Below are 22,182 nucleotides of genomic sequence, written 5' to 3'. Positions count from 1 at the left end.
AGTTTTTATGTTTCAATTGGCTTTAATTTTTTTTCTGGTTCCAATTATTGAGCTCTATTTTCTCATAAAAATAGGTTCAATAATTGGTCCTTTTAACACAATTATGCTGGTTATCTTAACTGCTGTGTTCGGGGCATATCTTGCTAAAAGGGAAGGTCTAAAGACGCTTTATAAGATCAGAGAAAATATGTATCAGGGTGTTATGCCAACAGAGGAATTGGTTGATGCATTTTTGATTTTTATAGCCGGGGTATTACTTTTGACACCAGGGTTGATTACAGATATTTTAGGCCTTTGTATGTTGTTTCCTGCATCTAGAGACATCTTTAAAGAATATCTGAAAAAGTGGATGAAAAACAGGATCCACAAGACAGATTTTTATATTGATTTGTAGTCATGGGATATACCAATCTAGCTTCTTGTATAAAAGACCTCTTACATATTAAAGATCTGGTAATTGTAGACGCAGAAGTTGATCCAGACTTAGAAATTGCCGCAATCCAGAGACGGGTCTTTAAAAGGGGCGGTCCTGCCGTTCTATTCACCAAGGTAAAGGGCACAAGATTTCCAATGCTGGGAAATCTTTTTGGAACTAAAGAGAGAATCAGGTTTATTTTTAGAGATTTTTTTAAAAGATGGGATAAGGTTTTAAAGGTTGTTAAGGATCCAAAGTCCCTTATTAAAGATCCAGTGTCATGGTATTACCTATTAAAAATGGGTATCTGTATAAAACCTAAAGTTATACAAAAGGATCTAGGTCAATTTTTTGGAACCTGCAAAATAAGCGACCTTCCCTCCCTAAGGTCCTGGCCAATGGATGGGGGTGGATACATTACCTTGCCCCAGGTGTATAGTGAGGACCCTGAAATGGGGGGTTTTAAAAAGTCAAACCTGGGAATGTACAGGATACAGTTAAATGGCAATAATTATATTAAAGATAAGGAAGTGGGACTCCACTATCAAATACATAGGGGCATAGCATCTCATCATCAAAAGGCCATAAAAAGGGGTGAGAAGTTCAAAGTAAACATCTTTGTTGGAGGTCCTCCAGCAATGACTTTTAGTGCAATTATGCCCCTACCAGATGGTATGCCTGAGGTGTATTTTGCCTCCCTTATGGCAGGGCACAGAATAAAATTTTTAAAAAGTAAGGGGGCTTTGCCAATACCAGTTTATGCAGATTTTTGTATAACTGGCCATATTGAGGGAAAAGAGACAAAACCAGAAGGTCCATTTGGAGATCATCTTGGATATTATAGCTTAATACATGAGTTTCCTGTTCTCAAGGTGGAGGGGGTATATTGTAAGAAAGATGCAATCTGGCCCTTTACTACTGTTGGGAGGCCTCCCCAGGAAGACTCCATTATTGGAGAAGTGATCCACGAGATTGTAGCCCCATTTGTATCCAGGGTGTTTAGTGGGGTAGAAGAGGTTCACGCGGTTGATGCTGCAGGGGTACATCCCCTTTTGCTTGTAATTGGAAGAGAAAGCTACGTGCCCTTTGAGGAGGAGAGGATACCCCAAGAAGTAATAACTGCTGGTATGTCTGTTTTAGGCAGTACCCAGACGTCTTTGTCAAAGTATGTGTTTATAGCTGCAAAAGAAGATAGTCCCAATCTTACTACTAGAGATGTCCCTAATTTTTTTAAACACATAATGGAGAGGATAGATACAACAAGGGACCTTCATTTTATCACTAGAACAACCATGGATACCCTGGATTATTCAGGCATTAGTCTAAATCAGGGATCAAAGGTGATAATTTCAGTTGCTGGGAAAAAGAAAAGAGAATTGGCCTCAAATATAAATACTAGTCTATCCCTCCCAAATGGCTTTTATGACCCCAAGATTTTTTATCCAGGGATTTTGATTTTAAAGGGCCCACCTCACAATTTAAGCAGGGACACCCATGATCCATCAATAGTTGAGTTGAGTAGTGTACTCAAAGGTCAGGACCTAATGGGAATTTGCTTTATAGTAATTGTTGATGATGTGGATTTTACTGTAAAAAATTGGGATAATTTCCTTTGGGTTACCTTTACAAGGTCGGACCCTGCAACAGATATCTATGGGGTAGATTCATTTACTAAATGTAAATACTGGGGATGTATGGGGCCAATTATTATTGATGCAAGACTAAAAAAGTATCACGCACCTCCTTTAGAAGAAGATCCCCAAATTATAGAGAGGATTAAAGACCTGGGAAAGCGTGGTGGTCCATTATATGGACTGATTTAATTTAACCAGTGAGGGGAATATGTGGTTTAGGGAAAAAATAAGGGAATATCTAAATGACCCTCAAGTCTCTATTTTTTTGCTAATAAGTTTAACAGTTGTCATGTCCATACACTTTCTAGGTCAATATTTGATCCCTGTTTTTACCAGCATAATTTTAGCTTATATATTAGAGGGGTTGATAAGACCAATAGAGAAACTCAAAGTCCCAAGGACAGTTGCAGTAATTTTGGTATTTATCTTCTTTATGACCTCATTAATATTTTTAATCTTATGGATAATACCCATTGCAGTAAAGCAGTTTTCACAGTTTTTACAGGCCCTACCATCAATGGTAATTGCAGGGAAAACCCATATAAAAGAGCTTTTGCAAAAATATCCCAATGTAATATCCAAGATACAATTAGATGCCCTTACTGGTTTTATTGTAGAACAGATAAGAAGTATGGGGAAAAACGTCCTGTCCTACTCAATTTCATCAATAATGGGGATTGTTAATTTTCTCATTTATATGGTATTAGTTCCTCTCATTACTTTCTTTTTGCTGAAGGATAAAGATATTATTTTATCTTTTTTAAAAGATCTTTTACCAGAGAACATAGAATTTACGTCACAGATATGGTCTGAGGTAAATGCAAAAATAGCCAGATTCCTCCAGGGAAAGATGTGGGAGATAGTTATTGTATGGATTGCAACTTATCTATTCTTTATCTTCATCCACTTAGAATTTGCTTTGTTGCTTAGTTTGTTTATAGGTCTTTCTGTGTTGATCCCCTTTGTTGGGGCAATTGTTATGACCATTCCTGTAGCTTTGGTTGCATATTTTCAGTGGGGGTTTGCCAGGGAGTTGGTTGTGTCAGTAGCGGGTTATTCTATTATTCAATTTTTAGATGGAAATCTGTTGGTACCACTCCTTATGTCTGGTTTTGTAAATTTGCATCCAGTTGCAATAATGATTGGTGTCCTTGTTTTTGGAGGGCTTTGGGGGCTTTGGGGGGTGTTTTTTGCCATACCACTGCTTACTTTGATTCACACAATCATAAAAACATGGCCAAGAAAGACAAAAAAAGCCGAGGAGGTTGAAAGTGAAGGATAAAAGAGGGGTTTACTATTATCCTGTCCCTTTAAATAAAAGGGTTAAGATGTATGTGAGAGAGGTTAATGGAGTTATTGAATTTAGATTACACAATGATGACGATCCAAAACTCTATGAAGAGCATGGATGGATTACCTATGAGGCTGCCAGATTGGCGTCTGATATGTATAAAGGACCTGGTATGAATCCACTTAGATTGTATGATATAGATGCTGCTATCCATGCCCTAAAATCAGAGGAAAACTAAGTAAATGATTGGATTTTATTATCCAGACTCCCATATGTGGGGAAGTTTGTTTATACATTTTTTTCAGGAACTAGATATTGATTTTGAGCTAATTGACAATCTCAGCTTTGATAAGCTTAGGGATATAGAGCTAATTATAGTCCCAGGTGGTTTTGCTTCTCAAAAGATAAAGAGATTGAGAGATAGGGGACTTAATATAATAAGGGATTTTGTGAAAAGTGGAGGTAGCTACATTGGCATTTGTGGAGGCGCAGGTTTAGCCCTTTCTCATGGAAAATTCAATCTTGGGATCTGTCCTCTGGGTAGGAAGGATATGACTTCTCGGGTCCCCAACTTTAGCGGTCACATATGGGTGAACTTAAATTTGGACTCATCTCTTGGTATTAATGGCTCTGTTCAAACAAAAGGGCAACTTCCTGTATGGTGGCCCTCTCAGTTTAATTGGGATTTTGAGAGTAAGGTACGTGTTCTTGCCTCCTATAAGGCGCCAGGAGATGATCTGTGGATTGCAGACATCCCCTATAATATCCTAAAATGTATGGATATTTCTTTAGTCCAGGATATTTATGGCATAAATCTGGATTTTGATTTAATCAGGTCTGATCCATGTATTTTGGTTGGGGACTATTTTAAGGGAAGGTTTGTTTTGAGCTATCCCCATCTTGAAACCCCATCATCTGAGTTTGCAAATAGGCTTTTTGTTTGCATTTTGTCTGAGTTATTACAAAAACAGGTACAATATAATGAAGTGGGGGAATTTGATATAAAGGATCCAGAGATTAATTGGCCAGATGAAGATTTGGTCTTTGTAAAAGATTCCCTTGTAAAGCTTATTTGTAAGGCACAGGAAAATTTTCTCATGTGTTGGAGAAAAAAGTGGTTACTTGGATGGAGGCGGGGGGTTATTGGTCTGTGTGTAAACAGCCTACTTTGCATGTGTTCGCTTCTAATTAAATCCCATGCATCTAAAAATGCAAAAGAGTTTTGGAGAAGCTCCAAAAAAGATTTTTTAATCCTGTTTAATGAATTTGTTTCAAGTTTTGAAAAATATATAATTTTGCAGAGAGAATTTTACCTGGAAAATCCCCAGCGCCCGCCAGATAGGTTTGGCACATCAAAAATTCACAAACAAATACTTAAGTTAACAGGTCCATTTCCCGGAGATGGTGGCCTGTTTAAAGACCTTTCCCAAATCTTAGAGAAAATCACAGCAAGTCTCTTTTAATTAGCAACTTTTTTCCCAATGAAATCTGTTTGTCTTGTCAATTGGGTCTATAAAAGAAATTGTGCTTTCTAATTAAAAACCATGTTTCTTTTTTAACTTTTCTTGACATACTAGATAAATTTTCCCATAAGGTGTAAAATTTAAAATCTAGAATGGGAGATTTACTATGGGTAAAACAAGACCATTATATTTAGATCATGTGGAGGAGTGTGTAGATGAGATAATAAAAAAGGTGGGGAAAAATTTAGTTGTAGCAGCCCCATTTGGTATTGGTAAGCCAAACCACCTTCTAAATGCCATTTATCGCAGGATAAAAAAAGATAAGTCTCTTCATTTAAAGCTCATCACTGCTTTAAATCTCAATCCCCCTACCTGGAAATCAGAATTGGAAAAAAGACTCATTGAGCCTATGGTGAAGAGGCTTTGGCCTGACTATCCAGTTTTAGAATATGTGGATGAACTCTGTAATCCTCCCTCAAATTTTGAGCTCATCCAGTTTTTCTTTAAACCAGGTGCAAGGCTCCACTGTGCCCATTCTCAACAAAATTTTCTATGCTCCAACTATACCCATGCAGTGAGGGATGGTGTGATTCAGGGTGTAAATGTGTTAGTTCAACAAATCTGCAAAAAAAAGATAAATGGGAAAACATACTTCAGTATGAGTTCTGATCCTGATACCCATCTTGAAGCTGGCCAGATAATGAGAAAGGAGATGGAAAAAGGCAAAAAAGGGATACTGGTTGCCCAGACCAATCAAAAGGCACCTTTTGTGTACGGAAAGGCTACTGTGGATGAGGACTTTTACGACGTTGTGATAGACAATAGAAAATATGACTTTGAGATGTTCCACGTGCCAAAAGAGTCTGTTTCTCTTACCGACTGGACAATAGGGTTACAAGCAAGCGCCCTGGTTAAAGATGGAGGCACTTTGCAGGTGGGTATAGGGTCCCTTGGAGACGCTGTTATTAGCGGTCTGGTGCTCAGGCATCAAAATAATAATGAATATCAAAATATTTTAAAAGATCTCGGAATCCTGGATACTGCTAGTGAACTAATAGGAGACTATGGTGGAACAGGTATATTTGAACAGGGCTTACATATATCTTCTGAGATGTTTGTTGACACAATGATAGAGCTCTATAAGGCTGGAATTATTAAAAGACGGGTATATGACGATATTACGATTCAAAAGTTAGTTAATGAGGGAAAGATAAATTCAAAGATCACTCCAGATGTCCTGAAATATTTAATGGATGAGTTGGCAATTCATCAACAATTGACCAGTGAAGATGTGGATTACTTAAAGAAATTTGGCATCTTAAAACAAGAAGTGGTTTTTGAGAACAACTCCCTGAAAATAGACGGCAAAGAATTTTCAAATGATTTAGGAGATCCTTTAAATTTTAAGGAAGTTACTAAATATTGTCTAGGCGAGCATTTAAAAAATGGCATACTTATAAATGCAAGTTTCTTTTTTGGCCCAAACAAGTTTTATGAGTATTTGCGGTCCATGCCAGAAGAAAAATTAAAAGAAATAAATATGAGAGGGGTAAATGAAATAAATCAGCTCTACGGTGATGAGAAATTGAGATCCCTTCAAAGAAAGGATGGTCGTTTTATCAATGCTGCACTTATGGTTATGTTAAATGGGGCTATAATTTCCCACACCCTTAATAACTCAAAGGTCCTCAGCGGTCCAGGAGGTCAATATAATTTTGTTGCCATGGCACACGCCCTACCTGATGCAAGATTTGTTATAATGCTAAGGAGTACAAGGAATATTAAGGGTAAGGTAAGTTCAAACATAGTCTGGGAGTTTGGAGAGGTAACAGTTCCAAGGCACTTGAGGGATATAGTGGTTACAGAATATGGTATTGCTGATTTAAGGGGTAGGACAGATAAAGAAGTGATGATGGCCCTTTTAAATGTCACAGATTCAAGGTTTCAGGAAAAGCTTTTGAAAAAGGCCAAGAAAAACATGAAGATACCCAAAAATTATAGAATCCCTGACAGGTTTAGATACAATACACCAGAAAAAATAATGGGTGTTATGAAAAAGTATAAACAAAAGGGAGTTATAAAGGATTTTCCATTTGGAACTGAGTTCACAAAGGAAGAATTGGTTTTGGGTAAGGCATTAAAGGCCTTGGCTAAAGAAGATATATTTGGTAAATTAAGACTCGGCAAAAGCCTTCTCAAAAAAGTCACATATCCTTCTGAGGCCAGAGGTTATTTGGAGAGGATGAAATTGGATAACCCAAAGACCTTTAAAGAGAAGTTGATGCAAAAGATAGTTCTTTATGCCCTAAAAAATGCAAATATTATTTAAAGTTAATACAAAGAGGGGATAAGTAATTTATTTTCCATCCCTTCGTTGTACTGTTAGCCTTATAGGTTACTTTCCATTAGTACTTGTTAAACATTGAACTTTGAAGCTTTAGCTTTAGGGGAATTATGACCAACATAATACAAAAGGTCCCTTTTTTATCAGAAATAAAGGGGTTTTTAGCAGAAGATGAAATGAATCTTTTATACCAAATGGGGAAGACAGCCGCCCCAATGGGGCCATGTCTGGAAGTTGGGAGTTATTGTGGGTTATCTACAATATGTATAGGTCTTGGGGTAAAAGAAAAGGAAGGGATTCTTTACTCCATAGACCATCACAGGGGCTCTGAAGAGCATCAACCTGGTGAAGAGTATTTTGACCCAGACCTCTATGATGAAAGGTCAGGGCGGATAAACACCTTTTATGAATTTGAAAAAAACATAGAAAGGGCTAAATTACTGGATTGGATTGTGCCTATAGTCTCAAAATCACACATAGCAGCTAGAAAATGGGTAACTCCTCTATCATTTGTATTTATAGATGGAAGCCATAGCTTTGAATCTGCAAAAAGAGATTACATCTCCTGGTCTCCTCATATTATGCCCGGGGGATTTTTGGCAATACATGATGTGTTTTTTGATCCATCTCAAGGTGGAGACGCTCCCAGGCGTGTATATGAAATGGCCCTGGCATCAGGGCTTTTTGAAAAATACAGTTTTGTAAATACCCTTGGAATACTAAAAAGGATAGAATTGTAGTTAGTCCAAGTTTATCAAAATGATAAACTTGGACTAAGGTAAGATCTATTTTGCTCCCCTTCATCCTGTTGAAAGAGCCAATCCTGCAAGAATAAATTAGCTGCTGGGGTCAATTTTAAAAGGGCATCTGCTGCAAGTAAAAGTACCCCTGCTGTCCATGTGGGTTTTTCTTTTGGCCAGAATATCCTGAGTTCCTTTTGGTATCCAGTCCAATAAGCCCCATCTTTATCCCTGTTTTTGTGTAGCCAGTTAAACAGCTTAATTGCCCTTGAATTCATGGAAACAGCCAATAGGGCCATTACAAGTTCGCAAGATTCAGCAACGGTTATCCAGGGTTCATCACTAACACATCTGCATCCCAACTCTTCGTCTATAAATATACACCATTTTTCATTAATCCTCTTTCTGGCAGCTGATCCTCTTATTACCCCGCACATCACAGGATAAAACCAATCCATTGCAAAACGTTCTTTTGATGGCCATGTCCTGTCAAACCTATGGGGTTTTTCCAATAATGCGCATTTTAGCTCTTCCCTGGCCTCAATCCAGTGGGGTCTATTTATTCCAATCTCCTTTGCAATCAAGATTGCACACTCTAGGCTTTTATATATTGAGGAACACCCAGTAATAAGGGCGTCTTTATAGATCTTGTTTTCAGGAAGTGATGCCCAATATATTTCCCCCTGGGGACTCTGGAGCTTTAAAGCAAATTCAATTGCAGCTTCCACACTTTCCCACATTTTATACAAAAATTCTATATCTCCAGTGATTAAATAGTAGTGGTATAGACCAGTGGCAAGATAAGGGGCATGGTGGGATTCTTTTCTGCTCTTATCAAGCGGGATAGTGTCATCATAACCAGGCCAATATCCTCCATCTGTCTCCTGCATCTTTGCCATCCACGAGAAGGCCTTTTTGGCCTCATTGACCATTCCAGCAACAGAGAGCCCCATTGCTGCTTCAATGTGGTCCCATGGATCCAGTATGCCTTTTTTAAACCAGGGTATACCTCCTGAAGGGTATTGATTTTCTGCTATGTACTCTGCAGTCTTATTTAGTTCGCGTTTTGATATTAATTTAAAAGGAAATCCATTTTTTACCACTTTTTCCCTACCTTTTTAAAATAAAGCACAACACTTTTGCCAATTATTGGTGTAAGTATTTTATCTAAAATTCTTGTAAACCTGGGACCCTTCATTATATCTAACACAAGTAAGTTGTGGTATAGTTTGACAGGTAGCCAGGTGTCCCTTTTTCCCCAGTTTAAACATTTTAGCCACCAATATGGGGAATGGAGGCCATGGGCATAGTGTTTTTTATAGAGTTTAAATCCAAGTCTTTCGATTTCTATTTTTAGAGGACCTATCTTAAAAATTCTAATATGGCCTCCTTTTTCATACTTATAATCTTCACAAAGGGCCCAGCATATCCACTCTGGCATATATCTAGGCACAGAGACAACTAGATCACCATTGGGAGTCAAGATTTCCCAAATTTCTTTAATTACCCTGTGATAGTTTTCTATGTGCTCTAAAACCTCACTGCACACAACTATGTCAAAGGTCTCTTTTTTAAATGGCAGTACCTCGCATCTACCCTTTAGAACCAGCCAGTTTTTATCCTTGTTTTTCCCGAGGTTAAAATATTTTTCACAATTTTCATTGGTCTTTTTAAGTGCATCAAAGTCAAGGTCAAGACCAACTGCTGTTACTGATTCTTTTAGGTAAATATTGTGTAGATGCCTGCCTTCTCCGCAACCCAGATCAAGGATTTTAGTCCCTGGCCCAATATTTAGATTGGAAAAATTAACGGTTAACATGGGTTGACAGGGCCTCCTCATATACTTTCACTGTTTTTTTAGCTGCTAGCTTCCAGTTGAATTTTTCAATTATCCTTTTCCTTGCCTTTTTGCCCAACTTATCCATAATATAAGGATGTTCAAAAAGATACAAAATTGCATTTCCCAGGGCCATGTGATCTGCTGGAGGGACCAAAATCCCAGCATCTCCTACAACTTCCTTTAATGCACCTCCTGTGGTGGAGACAATGGGTTTCTCACACGCCATTGCCTCTGCTGCAGGTAGACCAAATCCTTCATAAAGGGATGGGGAGACTGCTAAAGATGCCCTTGCATACTCTTTTACCATTTCTTCTTCTGACAGACCAAACACAAACCTTACAGCTCTATTTAGAGAGAACTCGTTTATAAGTTTTTCTGTTGAACCTCCTTTTTTGGGCCTTCCAATAACTGTTAAGTTTGCCTGGGGAATTTTTTGTGTGACATGGGCCATGGCTTTAATCAAATAATTAAGCCCCTTTAGGGGAACATCTGCACTGGCAGTGGTAATAATCCTAAAGGGATCCTTATCAATGTGGGGTATGGGCCTAAATTTTTCAAAATCAACCCCATTGTAAATCACTGAAATTTTCCCTGGGTCCATATGAAAATCTTTGCAGATATCTTTTTTAGAAGTTTCTGACACTGTTATTATATGAGGGAGTCTTTTTGCCACTCTTTTTTGCATGGAAACAAAGCTATGCCACCTTTTTATGAGTAATTTCAAAAAAAAGTCTTTTTCGTGGCCAAGGGAAAATTTAAGGTCCCTTGTTATTGGATGATGGATTGTGGCAACCAGGGGAAACTTTTTCTTAATCCTTAGCAAGCCATAACTCAGACATTGGTTGTCGTGGACTATGTGGTAGTAGCCAGTGTTTGCATTCTTATGGGAAGTGGATTTTTTTGACAAAAAATTGGCTGCTCTTATGCTAAAGGCAAGGGGTTCTGGGAATCCTCCTGTGTTGTATGAGATGACTTCATATAGGTCTGCAATATTTTTTATTTTTCTCTCTTTTATGGCAGTTAGGGTCTTGCTATATCCGTAAAAATTCATCCCTGGAAGGGGTATTAGTTTAACCCCTTCAAATAGGTCGGGGTAAGGCTCTCCACTTATTACATCAACCTGGTGTCCAAGGTCGCACAATGCCTTGCTCAAGTATTTTACATAAACCCCCTGTCCACCACAAAAAGGATTGCTCCTGTAACTTAATATGCATATCTTGAGTTTATTTGGTGGATTTATTTTTTTATTTGCTAAACGGTAAGTAACGTTTTTAAAAGTCCTTTTTAAAGGATATCTTAGTATGTCCATATTATTGTTGTTTTTAACCAATTAAATGGCTTAGTTTTTCCATGGTGTTTTCCTGTCCAAAAATATAGAGAAGACCCATGACAACTATGGAAAAGACAAGGGCACCAGTGCCTATTTCTTCATTTTTTATATTGTCATCCCTTAGTCTTTCTTTTTTTAAAATATTTAAAAAGAAATTCCATAGTTCAGGTTCCAGATCTTCTATAATATCTCCAGGAAGTTTTGCAACTTTTTTATTTGAAGAGAATTTTCTCCATAATGCCTCAAAAAATCCTGAGGGTATATCTCTTTTGGATTCACTTGTTTGTCTATAGGCCATAATGGATAGACAAATGGTGTAAGTTACAATAGGTCTAATCCTTCCCAGGGAGTTTTCCTTTGATTTGAGAAAATTAAAAATTTCAGGACAAAATTTAAGTTGATCCATTAACTTGCCTGGGGTAAGTTGGTTTAAGCTTAAGTGTAAAAGTTTTTCCCTTGAAATGTACATGATTATATTGAAATTACTGTTTGTTTTAGTAGGAATTTTATTTGTTTTTAAGCTGTTGTATGTTTTTTGGGAGTTGTGGTCTCCATAAAACGCACCAAAGGAGCCCTGTTTGTACCAACTCCCAGAGTTCGAATAAGCTGTGTGTTAGAAAACATATATCTAAGAAAAGGTCAACTGGTTGTTGATTTTGGTTGTGGGGATGGTAAGGATGAACCCATTTTTGTCTATTGTCTGGACACCTAGTTTGACATCTTTTGTTTTTTTAGCTCTTCATCCTTTAGCACCCTTCTCAGTACCTTTCCAACAGCAGAGGTTGGTAGTTCTTTTCTAAATTCTACATATTTTGGTCTCTTGTAACCTGCAAGGTGCTTCTTACAAAATTTTATTATTTCTTCTTCTGTCGCCATTTCTCCTTTTTTTAATTGCACAAAGGCCTTTACAACTTCACCGCTTTTTGGATGGGGAACACCTATTACTGCTGCTTGGGCTACCTTTGGATGGGCAAATAGAACTTCTTCAACTTCCCTTGGATAACAGTTAAATCCGCCAACTATTATGAGGTCTTTTTTTCTGTCAGTGATAACGAGATATCCATCCTGGTCAATATGTCCAATATCTCCAGTTAAGAAAAATCTTTTTCCATCTATCTCTCTAAATACCTGCTCATTGGCCTGAGGATTTCGCCAGTATCCCTTCATTACTTGAGGGCCACATACTGCTATTTCTCCATCTTCCCCCTGGGGTAACTCTATTGTACCTGTATCTAAGTCCACAATTTTGATCTCAGTGTTTGGCACGGGAAAACCTACAGAGCCAAATTTCCTCTTATTTTTGTCTGAAGGATTTGCACATATTACTGGAGATGTCTCAGTAAGACCATAGCCTTCATAAATTATGCAACCAGTCCTTCTCTCAAAATCCTTTGCCAGTTCCACTGGGAGAGGGGCTCCACCTGATGCACAGCATATAATGGACGTTAGGTCAAATTTGTCAATAAGTGGATGGTTCACAAATGCAGAATATAAGGTGGGAACACCAACCACAAAGGTAGGTTTAAATTTTTCAACCTGTTTTAGTACTTCAGTAAATGGTGGATTCCCTGCCCTTGGATCAGGTATACAGATTAGTCTGGACCCACTGCCACATGAAGCGAGCATGCAAACTGTGAGTCCAAAGCTGTGATACCATGGTAGCACCCCAAGATAACAGTGGAAACCACCCCTTCTTGGAGGCTCTGGTGGTGCACCTTCTTCATGTTGTACTCTTATGTATTGTTCCAATGCCATTACGTCAAACACTAAATTGGTATGGGTAAGTACAGCACCTTTGGGAAGGCCTGTTGTACCTCCAGTATAAATTAGGACTGCTGGGTCATTTTCTGGATCAACTTCTTCGTTTCTTTCAAGTGGAGGGGTATTTTTTAATATTTCATCTAAAAATTGATGTCCAGGCTCATAAGATTTTGCCTTTGGTATCTTCCCAAGCAAAGATCCCAATATACCCTTTACCTTTGGCAACCAGTTCTTAATATTGCAGATAACAACATTGTTTTTGCCAACATCAGTGCCTTCAATTGCTTGAATGGCAGTTTTATAAAATTGGGGGTGGTCCATACAAAAGACCCAGGTGGCTCCAGAATCCTTTAATTGGTGGTTCAGCTCCCCTGGTGTGTAGAGAGGATTGCAGTTTACACAAATTCCTCCTGCTTTTAAGACCCCAAAGAATATAACAGGAAATTGAGGGAGGTTGGGCAAAAAAATGGCTACCCTATCCCCTTTTTTTAGACCATTTTTCTTTAAAAAATTGGCCACCCTGTTTGCATAATTCCTTACTTGCTGAAAGGTCTTGGTGGCGCCGTGAAAGATTGTATAGATCTTGTCTGGATAAAGCTTAGCTGACTGGTCTAAAAGATCATATAATGGCCTGTTGAATCCCTTTATCTCAGTTGGTACACCGTCTGGCCAGTAAGGACTTCTTTTCATTTTTACCTCCTGCACAATATTGATTTTAGTTGGTATTTATGTAACATAACTATGTTTAATTGTGCAAGCTTTTTTGACAGAAAAGATATTTACTTTTTAGATGTGAATAAAATAGAAGGGTTAGTTGGTGTGGTTTAAATAAGCCGGCATTAGCCGGCTTATTTAAAGCAGCTATTTAAAATATATTTTTATTTGATTTGTGTGTTTTTCCAGCTGTCCAGGGGTGGGTTGACCAGAAGTGATAATGACTTTGTCTCCAGCTCTGAATAATTCAGAATTTTGTACAAAGTTTTCCACACGATCTAAGTGATTTGGAATATCTGGATTTGAGTTAATTGGGGTTACTCCCCACATGAAATTTAAGTATTTTATTACTTCCATGTGAGGGGTGAGGCCATAGATTTTCTGTTCAGGTCTACAACTTGAGATGAGTCTTGCTGTCTTTCCTGAAGTAGAGTGGCATGCTATTCCCTTTGCATCTGCGTAATTGGCCAGTAAGCACGCAGAGTATGCCAGATAAGAACCAAGGTTTGTCTCATGCTGAGGTTTTAGGGGCTCTTTTCGTTGTTCAAAGATATAGTTCTCTGTATTTGCTGCTATCTCACTTATTATGTCGATAACCTCTATGGGATAGTTTCCTATTGCTGTCTCATCTGATAACATTACACAGTCAGCCCCATCCATAATTGCATTTGCCACATCAGTGGTCTCTGCCCTTGTAGGCAGAGGATTGTGGACCATGGAAAGTAGCATCTGTGTGGCAACTATAGCAGGTTTGTGTTGCCTTTTGCAGGCGTTTATTATACGCTTTTGGATAATGGGAAGAGATGGCAGGGGACACTCAAGTCCTAGATCCCCTCTTGCAACCATAATCCCATCTGCTGCTTCCAATATTTCTTCTAGGTTTTCAACCCCATTTGCACGCTCCAATTTTGCAATCACTGGGACAAATTTTTTGTGCTTTTGTATTTCATTTTTAATGTCAATTATGTCTTGTTTGTTTTGAACAAAGGATAGGGCAAAGGCGTCAATACCTAGATCCATGGCCTCATGAAGATTGGCCTTGTCTATATCTGTTAGGGCAGGTAGTGATATGTGTTTGCCTGGGAAATTTATTCCCTTATTTGAGGATACTGTGCCACCAGATTCAACGTCCAATAGGTATGCACAATCAGGTTCCAATACTTCTTCCACTTTAAATACTGGGACTCCATCGGACAATATGGCCTTCATTCCCACCTTAAGTCCTGCAATTGCCTCCTTTATTTTCACTCCCAAGAAGGGAATTTTCTTGTCTTCATATTTTTCTCTCAAATCCTCCACACCCAATATGGCCTTATATCCCTTTCCAAGATAAAGGGGAGAGTCCTTAACTTCACCTATCCTTATCTTTGGTCCACTCAAATCTCCCATTAAAGTTATAGGGATTTTAAGCTCTGATTCCAGAGATTTTATTGTATTGATAATGGGAATGAATCCTTTTGGGGTATTGTGGGAAAAATTTAGACGAAATATGGTTACTCCTCTTATGATCATTTCCCTTAACACTTCTTTAGATGTTGAACTTGGACCTATTGTGGCAATTATCTTAATATGCATCTTACTTCCCTCCTGAGATTTATAAAACTTTTTTAGTTTATGGAAATCTATATCAAAAGGACTCTCTATAGTCAAAGAACTTTTACACAAATAAAAAGCCCTAAATCAATAATTAATATAAAATGCATTTTTGGCATAATTAGCCCATATATTTTGCCATTTGAAATAATTTTCTTGATATTCTAATAAAATTGGGAATTGTGCAAAAAAATATGGTAAAAATATTTTTTTCCCCTTGACAAAAGATTTTCCAGTGACTTATTGAAATCTCAAAAAAACTTAACTGGTTAAAAAATAGAAGGTGATACCTATGAATGTTTATTATGTTCCAGTTTTGTTGTATTTGCTCCTGGTTATAATAATGATGTCTTCTATTGTTATCCTTTCCTCTCTGGTTGGGAAAAAGCCCCTTACTGATGTCCAAAAGATCCCCTATGAGTGTGGTCTTGATCCTGCTGGTCCAAAGGAAGCCTATGTTCCTATCAAATTTTATATTATTGCCATGCTTTTTATTGTATTTGATATTGAAGTGGTCTTCTTTTATCCCTGGCTTATTGTTTATAAGGGATTAGGTGTTGTTGGTTTTGTGGAGATGATAATATTTTTTGCTATACTTTTGATTGGATTATTTTACGTTATAAAGAAGGGTGCATTAAAATGGGAGTAGAACAATCTGGTGGAATTCTTTTAACTAAACTGGAGAAGGTAGTTAATTGGGCAAGAAAGTATTCTGTTTGGCCTCTTACTTTTGGGCTTGCTTGTTGCGCTATTGAGATGATTTGTACTGCTGCCTCAAGGTTTGACATAGCCAGATTTGGTATGGAGGCTTATAGGCCATCTCCAAGGCAAGCTGATATGATGATAGTTGCTGGTACTGTTACCAAGAAGATGTTGCCAGCTGTGCTCAGGTTGTATGAACAGATGCCTGATCCCAAATGGGTGATGGTCATGGGTTCTTGTGCTACATGTGGAGGTATCTTTAGGTCTTACGCAGTGGTTCAAGGTATAGACAAATACTTGCCTGTTGATGTCTATGTTCCTGGTTGTCCTCCTACTCCAGATGCATTGCTTTATGGAGTTACAAAGATTCATGAGAAAATTATGCAGGATAAGTGGCTTACAAAAAAATATGAACACATTAAGTTTCCTGAAAAAGTAAAGAGTTAGTTATGGCTACAAATGGATATATTGAAAAAATTACTTCTTCATTGCCTGATGGTAGTTTGGTTTCTGTAAAGGAATTTCGGGGGCAGGTCTCTCTTTTTGTAGAGTCAAAAAAATTGATTGAAGTTTTAAAGACACTAAGAGACCAATTTGGGTATAGATATTTAATTGATGTAACAGCAGTGGACCATCTGCCCAATGAGCCACGTTTTGAGGTGGTTTATCATCTGTGGTGTCATGCAGAGCGAAGACTCATTAGGGTGAAGACTTATGCGTTGGGAGATCCACCTGCAGTTTCTTCTGTTGTTGGTCTTTGGTCTACGGCCAATTGGCATGAAAGGGAATGTTTTGATATGTTTGGTATAGTTTTTGAGGGACATCCTGATTTAAGAAGGATTTTGCTTTGGGAAGGGTTTGAAGGTCATCCACTTAGAAAGGATTATCCAGTAGAAGGCAAAGATGAGAAAAGAAATTATTAAATTAAATGTAGGTCCTCAGCATCCTAGTACCCATGGTGTGTTAAGGTTGCTTGTGGAGCTTGAGGGCGAAGTAGTGGTGAGTTGTGACCCTGATATAGGCTACTTGCACAGGGGTATTGAGAAGTTGATGGAAAACAGGACCTATCACAGGTCCATTCCTTTAACTGAGAGGATTGATTATTTAGCTGGTGCTGCCAATAGTTTGGGATACATGTTGGCGGTGGAGAGGCTCTTAGGTATTGAAGAAATTCCTCCACGTGCAAGATATATCAGGGTAATTGTAGCAGAGCTTACAAGGATAGCCAGCCACCTTTTTTGGTTAGCCACCCATGGTCATGACCTTGGTGCAATGACTCCACTTTTTTATGCCTTGAGGGATAGGGAAGTGATCATGGATTTTTTTGAAAAATGGGCTGGTAAACGACTGTTCCCCAATATGTTTCGTGTTGGTGGAGTGGCAAAAGATTTCCCTGATGGTATGGAGGAGGAAATAAGGGAATTTGCTAAAAGTTTTCCTGAAAAGATGAAAGACTATGAGACTCTTCTCACCAAAAATCCCATTTGGATAAACAGGACAAAGGGAGTTGGTGTTCTTACAATAGACGAGGTCTTAGACTGGGGTTTGAGTGGTCCAATGGCAAGGGGATCTGGTTTGGATTTTGATATTAGGCGAGTGGATCCATATTTAGGTTATGATGAATTTGATTTTGTAGTACCCCTTGGGAAAAATGGGGATACCTACGATAGGTATTTGATTAGACTAGAGGAAATGAGGCAGAGCTGCAAGATAATCTTGCAGGCACTAGATAGAATTCCCAAAGGTGATATAATGATAGATGATTACAACATTGCCTTTCCGCCAAAGGATAGGGTTGTAAACGGGGAGTATTTAATTCCCCATTATCTTTTAGTTGTAAAGGGCTTTAAGACACCAGAAGGTGAAGTGTTTCACCATACTGAGGCACCAAAGGGTGAGCTGGCATTTTACATAGTGAGTGATGGATCAGAACATCCATATAGGGTTAAGATTAGGACTCCATCTTTTGTGAATTTGCAAGTTATTTCAAAACTGGCAAAGGGAAGATTACTTTCAGACTTGATTGCACTAATAGGTACCATTGATATTGTATTGGCAGATGTGGATAGATAAAAGGTATTAACAGTTTTTAAAAAGGGAATTGTTTATGTCTGATACCTTAGTTTTTGTTGTCATATCCTTGATAAAGAGTCTCGTATTGGTATCCCTTATAATGGTAAGTGTTATGATAGGAGTTTATCTGGAGAGGAGAATTTTGGGTTTTATTCAACTTAGATACGGCCCAAACAGGTGTGGTCCCTTTGGAATACTCCAGTCTGTTGCAGATGGTATTAAGTTGTTTTGTAAGCAGGATATAACCTTGCCTGTAACAGAAAAAACCTTATATGTATTGGCACCAATAATTGCTGGTGTAACAGCCCTGTTCCCATTTGTAGCCATCCCCTTTGCAGATAAGGTGCTTCCTGATACCATTCACCTTTTAGGCAAGGCAATTGATCTAACACAATACAGTCTAAATAGAGGCGTGATTGCAGATTTACCAGGAGGGGTGCTTTTTATTTTAGCTGTCTCTTCTTTAAGTGTATATGGGGTTCTTTTGGCTGGTTGGTCATCTGACAACAAATATTCGTTTCTTGGGGCAATGAGAATAACTTCTCAAATGCTCAGTTATGAACTCTTTCTTGGTATATCGATTATGGGTGTACTCATGATAACAGGTTCCATTCGAATGACAGAGATAGTAGAGGCGCAACGACATGTGTGGAATATAGTGTATCAGCCAGTGGGCTTTGTTTTATATATGATAGCGGGCTTTGCTGAGGCCTGCAGAACTCCCTTTGACTTAATAGAATGTGAAAATGAGCTTGGTTCAGGATTTAATACAGAATACAGTTCAATGAAATTTGCCCTGTTCTACTTAGCAGAATATATTCACATAATAACCATAAGTGGCATTGCAGTGACTTTATTTTTAGGTGGTTGGCAAGGACCGTGGCTTCCCTCTGGTCTATGGTTTATAATAAAGGTCGCCTGTCTCTTTATTTTCTTTATTTGGGTTAGGGGAACTTATCCCAGGGTAAGGTTTGATCAACTGATGAGCGTGGGCTGGAAATATCTCTTCCCCATTGCAATGGCCAATTTAATTGTAACTGGGATTTGCGTGCTTATCTTATAGAGGAGTTATTTTAACATGATAAGAACCATAATGTATCCACTTGTCCAGGGGCTTAAAAAGACCTTTGAAAAGGCCTTTAGCAAGAAAATAACTGTTCAATATCCAGAAGAGAAAAGGGAAATTCCTGAGAGATTTAGGGGGAGACCAAAATTAGTTCAAGATGAAAATGGAAAAATAAAGTGTGTTGTTTGTTCTCTGTGTGTGGCAGTGTGTCCGCCCCAGGCCATAACAATTGAAGCAGCTGAAGGTGCAGATCCATCAATTAGATATCCAGAAAAATATGTGATTGATTTAGGTAGGTGCATATATTGTGGTTACTGTGAACAAGTTTGCCCAAAGGAAGCAATTAAATTAACTAGAGAGTATGAACTGGCACAATATGACAGGTCAAAACTAATTTATGATTTACCAAAGTTAATAAAGTAAAGGGTAATAAAGATGGAAATGTTTTTATTTTTCTTCTTTGCATTTTTGTGTGTCATATCTTCCCTATGTGTAGTTTTTTTGAAAAATCCCATAAAAAGCGCCATTAGTCTCATAGTTAATTTCTTTTCCATGGGAGCTATTTATTTAATTTTAAATGCAGAATTTATAGCTCTAATGCAGGTGCTTGTATATGCGGGTGCTATTATGGTATTGTTTTTATTTATAATTATGCTCCTTGACGTAAAACACACCCTCAAGGAAGAGATTTTTTTTAAAAACAATCTATATCTTGTGTTGTCCTTTTGTATTGTATTTCTAACCATAATAATTTCTGTGGCAACGTCCCTATATAATTCTGGACTAATGGCAGGTCTAAAGGGGTTAGACTGGATGTTTATTGATAATAGTAATACAAAGGCTATAGGTAGGATACTATTTAGTAAGTATTTGTTGCCTTTTGAGATAACTTCTCTTTTACTTTTAGTGGCAGCTATTGGAATTATTGTTTTAGGCAAGAAAAAAAATACATAAGAGGAAACCATATGATACCCTTAAGTTATTTACTTATTTTGAGCGGACTTCTATTTACTATAGGTATTATTGGAGTTTTATTTAAGAGAAACACAATAATAATATTTATGTCCATTGAGCTTATGTTAAATTCGGCAAATTTGAGTTTTGTTGCCTTTTCAAGGTACCTTGGTAATTTAAATGGCCAGGTTTATGTGTTTTTTGTAATGGTTGTTGCTGCAGCAGAGGTAGTAATTGGCCTGGCAATCATAGTTAACATGTATAGACACTTTAAATCTATTTCAGCAGATAGGGCTAATCTTTTAAAATGGTAAAGGGATAAGCTAATGATGAAATATGTATGGCTCATTGTTTTTTTTCCATTTTTAGGTTTTCTAACTAATGGATTTTTAGGGCGATATTTTAGAAAAAAGGTAGTGGCCACCATTGGAGCAGGTGCAATTGGCCTGGCATTTATATGTGGTGTATACACCCTTTTTGACCTTTTGTCCCTGCCTTCTCATCAGAGATTGGTGGAAGTTGTATTTTTTGACTGGATCAAGACTGGGATACTAAATATACAGGGTGGGTTTTTAATTGATCCCCTTACCATGGTCATGGTGCTGGTTGTTACAGGTGTCAGCTTTTTGATCCACATCTACGCAGGAGAATACATGGAAGATGATCCGGGGTATGTTAGATTCTTTGTGTATTTAAATCTTTTTGTGTCAATGATGCTTGTCCTTGTTATGGCAAATAACTTCCTTCTCATGTTTGTTGGATGGGAGGGAGTGGGTCTTTGTTCCTATCTCCTTATAGGATTTTGGTTTGAAAAGGATTCTGCTTCAAATGCAGGGAAGAAGGCATTTATTGTGAACAGGATTGGCGATTTTGGTTTTCTGGTGGCCATGTTTATAATATTTACCACCTTTCATACCTTAAATTTTAGAGAGGTTTTTGCCAAAGCCCCTGAGATGTTTTCAGTGGGCAGCACTACAATAACCCTTGCCACCCTATTTTTATTTTTGGGAGCAACAGGAAAATCCGCACAAATACCACTATATGTGTGGCTGCCAGACGCAATGGAAGGTCCCACTCCAGTTTCCGCCTTAATCCATGCTGCTACAATGGTTACTGCAGGGGTGTATATGATGGCAAGGTGTAGTGTATTATACGCCCTAGCACCATTTTCATTGGGAGTAGCAGCAACCATTGGGGCCTTGACTGCTGTGTTTGCTGCATCCATGGCCCTTGTGCAGGTAGATATGAAGAGGGTTTTGGCATATTCAACCATTAGTCAGATTGGATATATGGTACTGGGCTGTGGAGTGGGCGCATTTGCTGCGGGCATCTTCCATTTAATGACCCATGCCTTTTTTAAGGCCCTTCTCTTTCTTGGTGCTGGTAGTGTTTCCCATGCACTTGCAGGGGAGTTGGATATTAGAAAAATGGGTGGACTCTATAAAAAGATGCCAATTACCCATATAACCTTTTTGTCAGCCACCTTGGCAATTTCAGGTATAATTCCCTTTGCAGGTTTTTTTAGTAAGGATGAAATCCTATTTGAGACCTTTGTATCTCACCACAATTTTCTGTATATTTTGGGAATTGTAGGTGCACTTATGACTGCTTTTTATATGTTCAGGCTCTATTTCATAGCATTTCATGGTGAGTCCAGAGTGGACAAGGAAGTTGAAAAGCACATACACGAGCCTTCATGGAGAATGGCCCTGCCTTTATGTGTACTTGGGATCTTGTCTCTAATAGGTGGATGGATACAACTTCCATTTTTTCACAATTTAAAGATACTAGGCGGATTTTTATCTCCAGTGTTTCACCATGCCCATGAGATTGGCTTAGAGCATGGTGGTGAAGTAAGCATCTGGTTAGAAGGTGTTTTGATGACCCTGTCTTTAGTTGTGGCTTGTGTGGGTATTTTTATTGCCTACAAATTCTATATTAAAAATCCAGATCTTCCAAAGAATTTGGGCGAGAAGTTTGCAGGCATATACAGGCTGCTCTTTAATAAATACTATGTGGATGAAATTTATCAAATGATGGTTGTGAGGCCATTATATAAATTAAGTGAGGCACTATCATTTGTTGTTGATCAAAATATTATTGATGCAGCAGTTAATGGTACTGGCAAAATGATGGTTTATGCGTCGTCTTCTCTTAGGCGTATAAATACTGGATATGTCCAATTTTATGGATTGATTATGTTCATTGGGGCAGTAGTGGTATTGCTGGTAAATATATTTTAAAACAGGAAAGGTTTTAAGT

The 22,182-nt window shown here is 38.1% G+C and carries 22 protein-coding genes; 16 read left to right on the top strand and 6 right to left on the bottom strand.

Annotated elements, in window-relative coordinates:
• Positions 1–7: 7 nt before the first annotated feature.
• From ACYQ0O_RS08305 to ACYQ0O_RS08275, 7 genes are all read left to right on the top strand, one after another.
• The gene (locus tag ACYQ0O_RS08305; protein WP_075069588.1) at positions 8–394 is read left to right on the top strand and encodes an FxsA family protein; all 387 of its coding nucleotides are present in this window, start codon (positions 8–10) and stop codon (positions 392–394) included.
• Between the two features lie 2 nt (positions 395–396).
• Positions 397–2,238 carry a UbiD family decarboxylase gene (locus tag ACYQ0O_RS08300; protein ID WP_459892024.1) on the top strand — a complete coding sequence of 614 codons (1,842 nt, stop codon included), beginning with the start codon at positions 397–399 and terminating at the stop codon, positions 2,236–2,238.
• Positions 2,239–2,257: 19 nt separating this feature from the next.
• Entirely contained in the window at positions 2,258–3,331 is a 1,074-nt protein-coding gene (locus ACYQ0O_RS08295; protein ID WP_459892022.1) for an AI-2E family transporter, read from the top strand.
• Positions 3,321–3,578: a hypothetical protein gene (locus ACYQ0O_RS08290; RefSeq protein WP_075069581.1), complete on the top strand. Its 258-nt coding sequence runs from the start codon at positions 3,321–3,323 to the stop codon at positions 3,576–3,578. The genes ACYQ0O_RS08295 and ACYQ0O_RS08290 overlap by 11 nt, the downstream gene beginning before the upstream one ends.
• A gap of 4 nt (positions 3,579–3,582) precedes the next feature.
• The gene (locus ACYQ0O_RS08285; protein WP_459892020.1) at positions 3,583–4,803 is read left to right on the top strand and encodes a BPL-N domain-containing protein; all 1,221 of its coding nucleotides are present in this window, start codon (positions 3,583–3,585) and stop codon (positions 4,801–4,803) included.
• 166 nt (positions 4,804–4,969) lie between these two features.
• A complete protein-coding gene (locus tag ACYQ0O_RS08280) occupies positions 4,970–7,132 on the top strand; it encodes an acetyl-CoA hydrolase/transferase C-terminal domain-containing protein (protein WP_459892018.1) in 2,163 nt (720 codons plus the stop codon).
• Between the two features lie 125 nt (positions 7,133–7,257).
• On the top strand, positions 7,258–7,887 hold the full coding sequence (locus ACYQ0O_RS08275) for a class I SAM-dependent methyltransferase (protein ID WP_459892016.1): 630 nt from the start codon (positions 7,258–7,260) through the stop codon (positions 7,885–7,887).
• Between the two features lie 14 nt (positions 7,888–7,901).
• On the opposite strand, the gene ACYQ0O_RS08270 is transcribed toward ACYQ0O_RS08275, so the two are convergent.
• The 6 genes from ACYQ0O_RS08270 to pyk all read right to left on the bottom strand — a co-directional run bounded on the left by ACYQ0O_RS08270 (position 7,902) and on the right by pyk (position 15,107).
• The gene (locus tag ACYQ0O_RS08270) at positions 7,902–8,990 is read right to left on the bottom strand and encodes a glucosidase family protein (protein WP_459892014.1); all 1,089 of its coding nucleotides are present in this window, start codon (positions 8,988–8,990) and stop codon (positions 7,902–7,904) included.
• Complete coding sequence (locus ACYQ0O_RS08265) at positions 8,984–9,706, bottom strand: class I SAM-dependent methyltransferase (protein WP_459892012.1); 723 nt, start codon at positions 9,704–9,706, stop codon at positions 8,984–8,986. The genes ACYQ0O_RS08270 and ACYQ0O_RS08265 overlap by 7 nt, the downstream gene beginning before the upstream one ends.
• The gene (locus ACYQ0O_RS08260) at positions 9,693–11,036 is read right to left on the bottom strand and encodes a glycosyltransferase family 4 protein (protein ID WP_459892010.1); all 1,344 of its coding nucleotides are present in this window, start codon (positions 11,034–11,036) and stop codon (positions 9,693–9,695) included. The genes ACYQ0O_RS08265 and ACYQ0O_RS08260 overlap by 14 nt, the downstream gene beginning before the upstream one ends.
• A 13-nt stretch (positions 11,037–11,049) precedes the next feature.
• Positions 11,050–11,526, bottom strand: a complete 477-nt coding sequence (locus ACYQ0O_RS08255) for a hypothetical protein (RefSeq protein WP_459892008.1) — start codon at positions 11,524–11,526, stop codon at positions 11,050–11,052.
• A gap of 239 nt (positions 11,527–11,765) precedes the next feature.
• A complete protein-coding gene (locus tag ACYQ0O_RS08250; RefSeq protein ID WP_459892006.1) occupies positions 11,766–13,508 on the bottom strand; it encodes a long-chain-fatty-acid--CoA ligase in 1,743 nt (580 codons plus the stop codon).
• A gap of 171 nt (positions 13,509–13,679) precedes the next feature.
• A complete protein-coding gene (gene pyk / locus ACYQ0O_RS08245) occupies positions 13,680–15,107 on the bottom strand; it encodes a pyruvate kinase (protein WP_459892004.1) in 1,428 nt (475 codons plus the stop codon).
• Between the two features lie 310 nt (positions 15,108–15,417).
• Here pyk and ACYQ0O_RS08240 point away from each other — a divergent pair, with 310 nt between their 5' ends.
• Genes ACYQ0O_RS08240 through nuoL form a run of 9 tightly spaced genes read left to right on the top strand, consistent with a single transcriptional unit; the run spans position 15,418 to position 22,163 of the window.
• Positions 15,418–15,774 carry an NADH-quinone oxidoreductase subunit A gene (locus ACYQ0O_RS08240; protein ID WP_459892002.1) on the top strand — a complete coding sequence of 119 codons (357 nt, stop codon included), beginning with the start codon at positions 15,418–15,420 and terminating at the stop codon, positions 15,772–15,774.
• Positions 15,765–16,274, top strand: coding sequence for an NADH-quinone oxidoreductase subunit B (locus ACYQ0O_RS08235; protein WP_459892000.1), 510 nt, complete (start codon positions 15,765–15,767; stop codon positions 16,272–16,274). Before ACYQ0O_RS08240 ends, ACYQ0O_RS08235 begins: the two co-directional genes overlap by 10 nt.
• Positions 16,275–16,276: 2 nt before the next feature.
• Positions 16,277–16,750 carry an NADH-quinone oxidoreductase subunit C gene (locus ACYQ0O_RS08230; protein ID WP_459891998.1) on the top strand — a complete coding sequence of 158 codons (474 nt, stop codon included), beginning with the start codon at positions 16,277–16,279 and terminating at the stop codon, positions 16,748–16,750.
• Entirely contained in the window at positions 16,731–17,900 is a 1,170-nt protein-coding gene (gene nuoD, locus ACYQ0O_RS08225; RefSeq protein ID WP_459891996.1) for an NADH dehydrogenase (quinone) subunit D, read from the top strand. Before ACYQ0O_RS08230 ends, nuoD begins: the two co-directional genes overlap by 20 nt.
• Before the next feature lie 34 nt (positions 17,901–17,934).
• Entirely contained in the window at positions 17,935–18,963 is a 1,029-nt protein-coding gene (gene nuoH, locus ACYQ0O_RS08220) for an NADH-quinone oxidoreductase subunit NuoH (protein WP_075069569.1), read from the top strand.
• A 15-nt stretch (positions 18,964–18,978) separates the two neighbouring features.
• Positions 18,979–19,389, top strand: coding sequence for a NuoI/complex I 23 kDa subunit family protein (locus ACYQ0O_RS08215; RefSeq protein WP_459891995.1), 411 nt, complete (start codon positions 18,979–18,981; stop codon positions 19,387–19,389).
• Positions 19,390–19,401: 12 nt separating this feature from the next.
• Positions 19,402–19,920: an NADH-quinone oxidoreductase subunit J gene (locus ACYQ0O_RS08210; protein WP_459891993.1), complete on the top strand. Its 519-nt coding sequence runs from the start codon at positions 19,402–19,404 to the stop codon at positions 19,918–19,920.
• Between the two features lie 11 nt (positions 19,921–19,931).
• Entirely contained in the window at positions 19,932–20,234 is a 303-nt protein-coding gene (gene nuoK / locus ACYQ0O_RS08205) for an NADH-quinone oxidoreductase subunit NuoK (RefSeq protein WP_459891991.1), read from the top strand.
• Positions 20,235–20,246: 12 nt separating this feature from the next.
• Positions 20,247–22,163, top strand: a complete 1,917-nt coding sequence (gene nuoL / locus ACYQ0O_RS08200) for an NADH-quinone oxidoreductase subunit L (RefSeq protein ID WP_459891989.1) — start codon at positions 20,247–20,249, stop codon at positions 22,161–22,163.
• The last annotated feature ends 19 nt before the right edge of the window (positions 22,164–22,182 follow it).

This window comes from Desulfothermus okinawensis JCM 13304 (assembly GCF_054654515.1).
The sequence above is the reverse complement of the archived record's forward strand: the minus strand, read 5'-3'. Positions and strand labels throughout refer to the sequence as shown.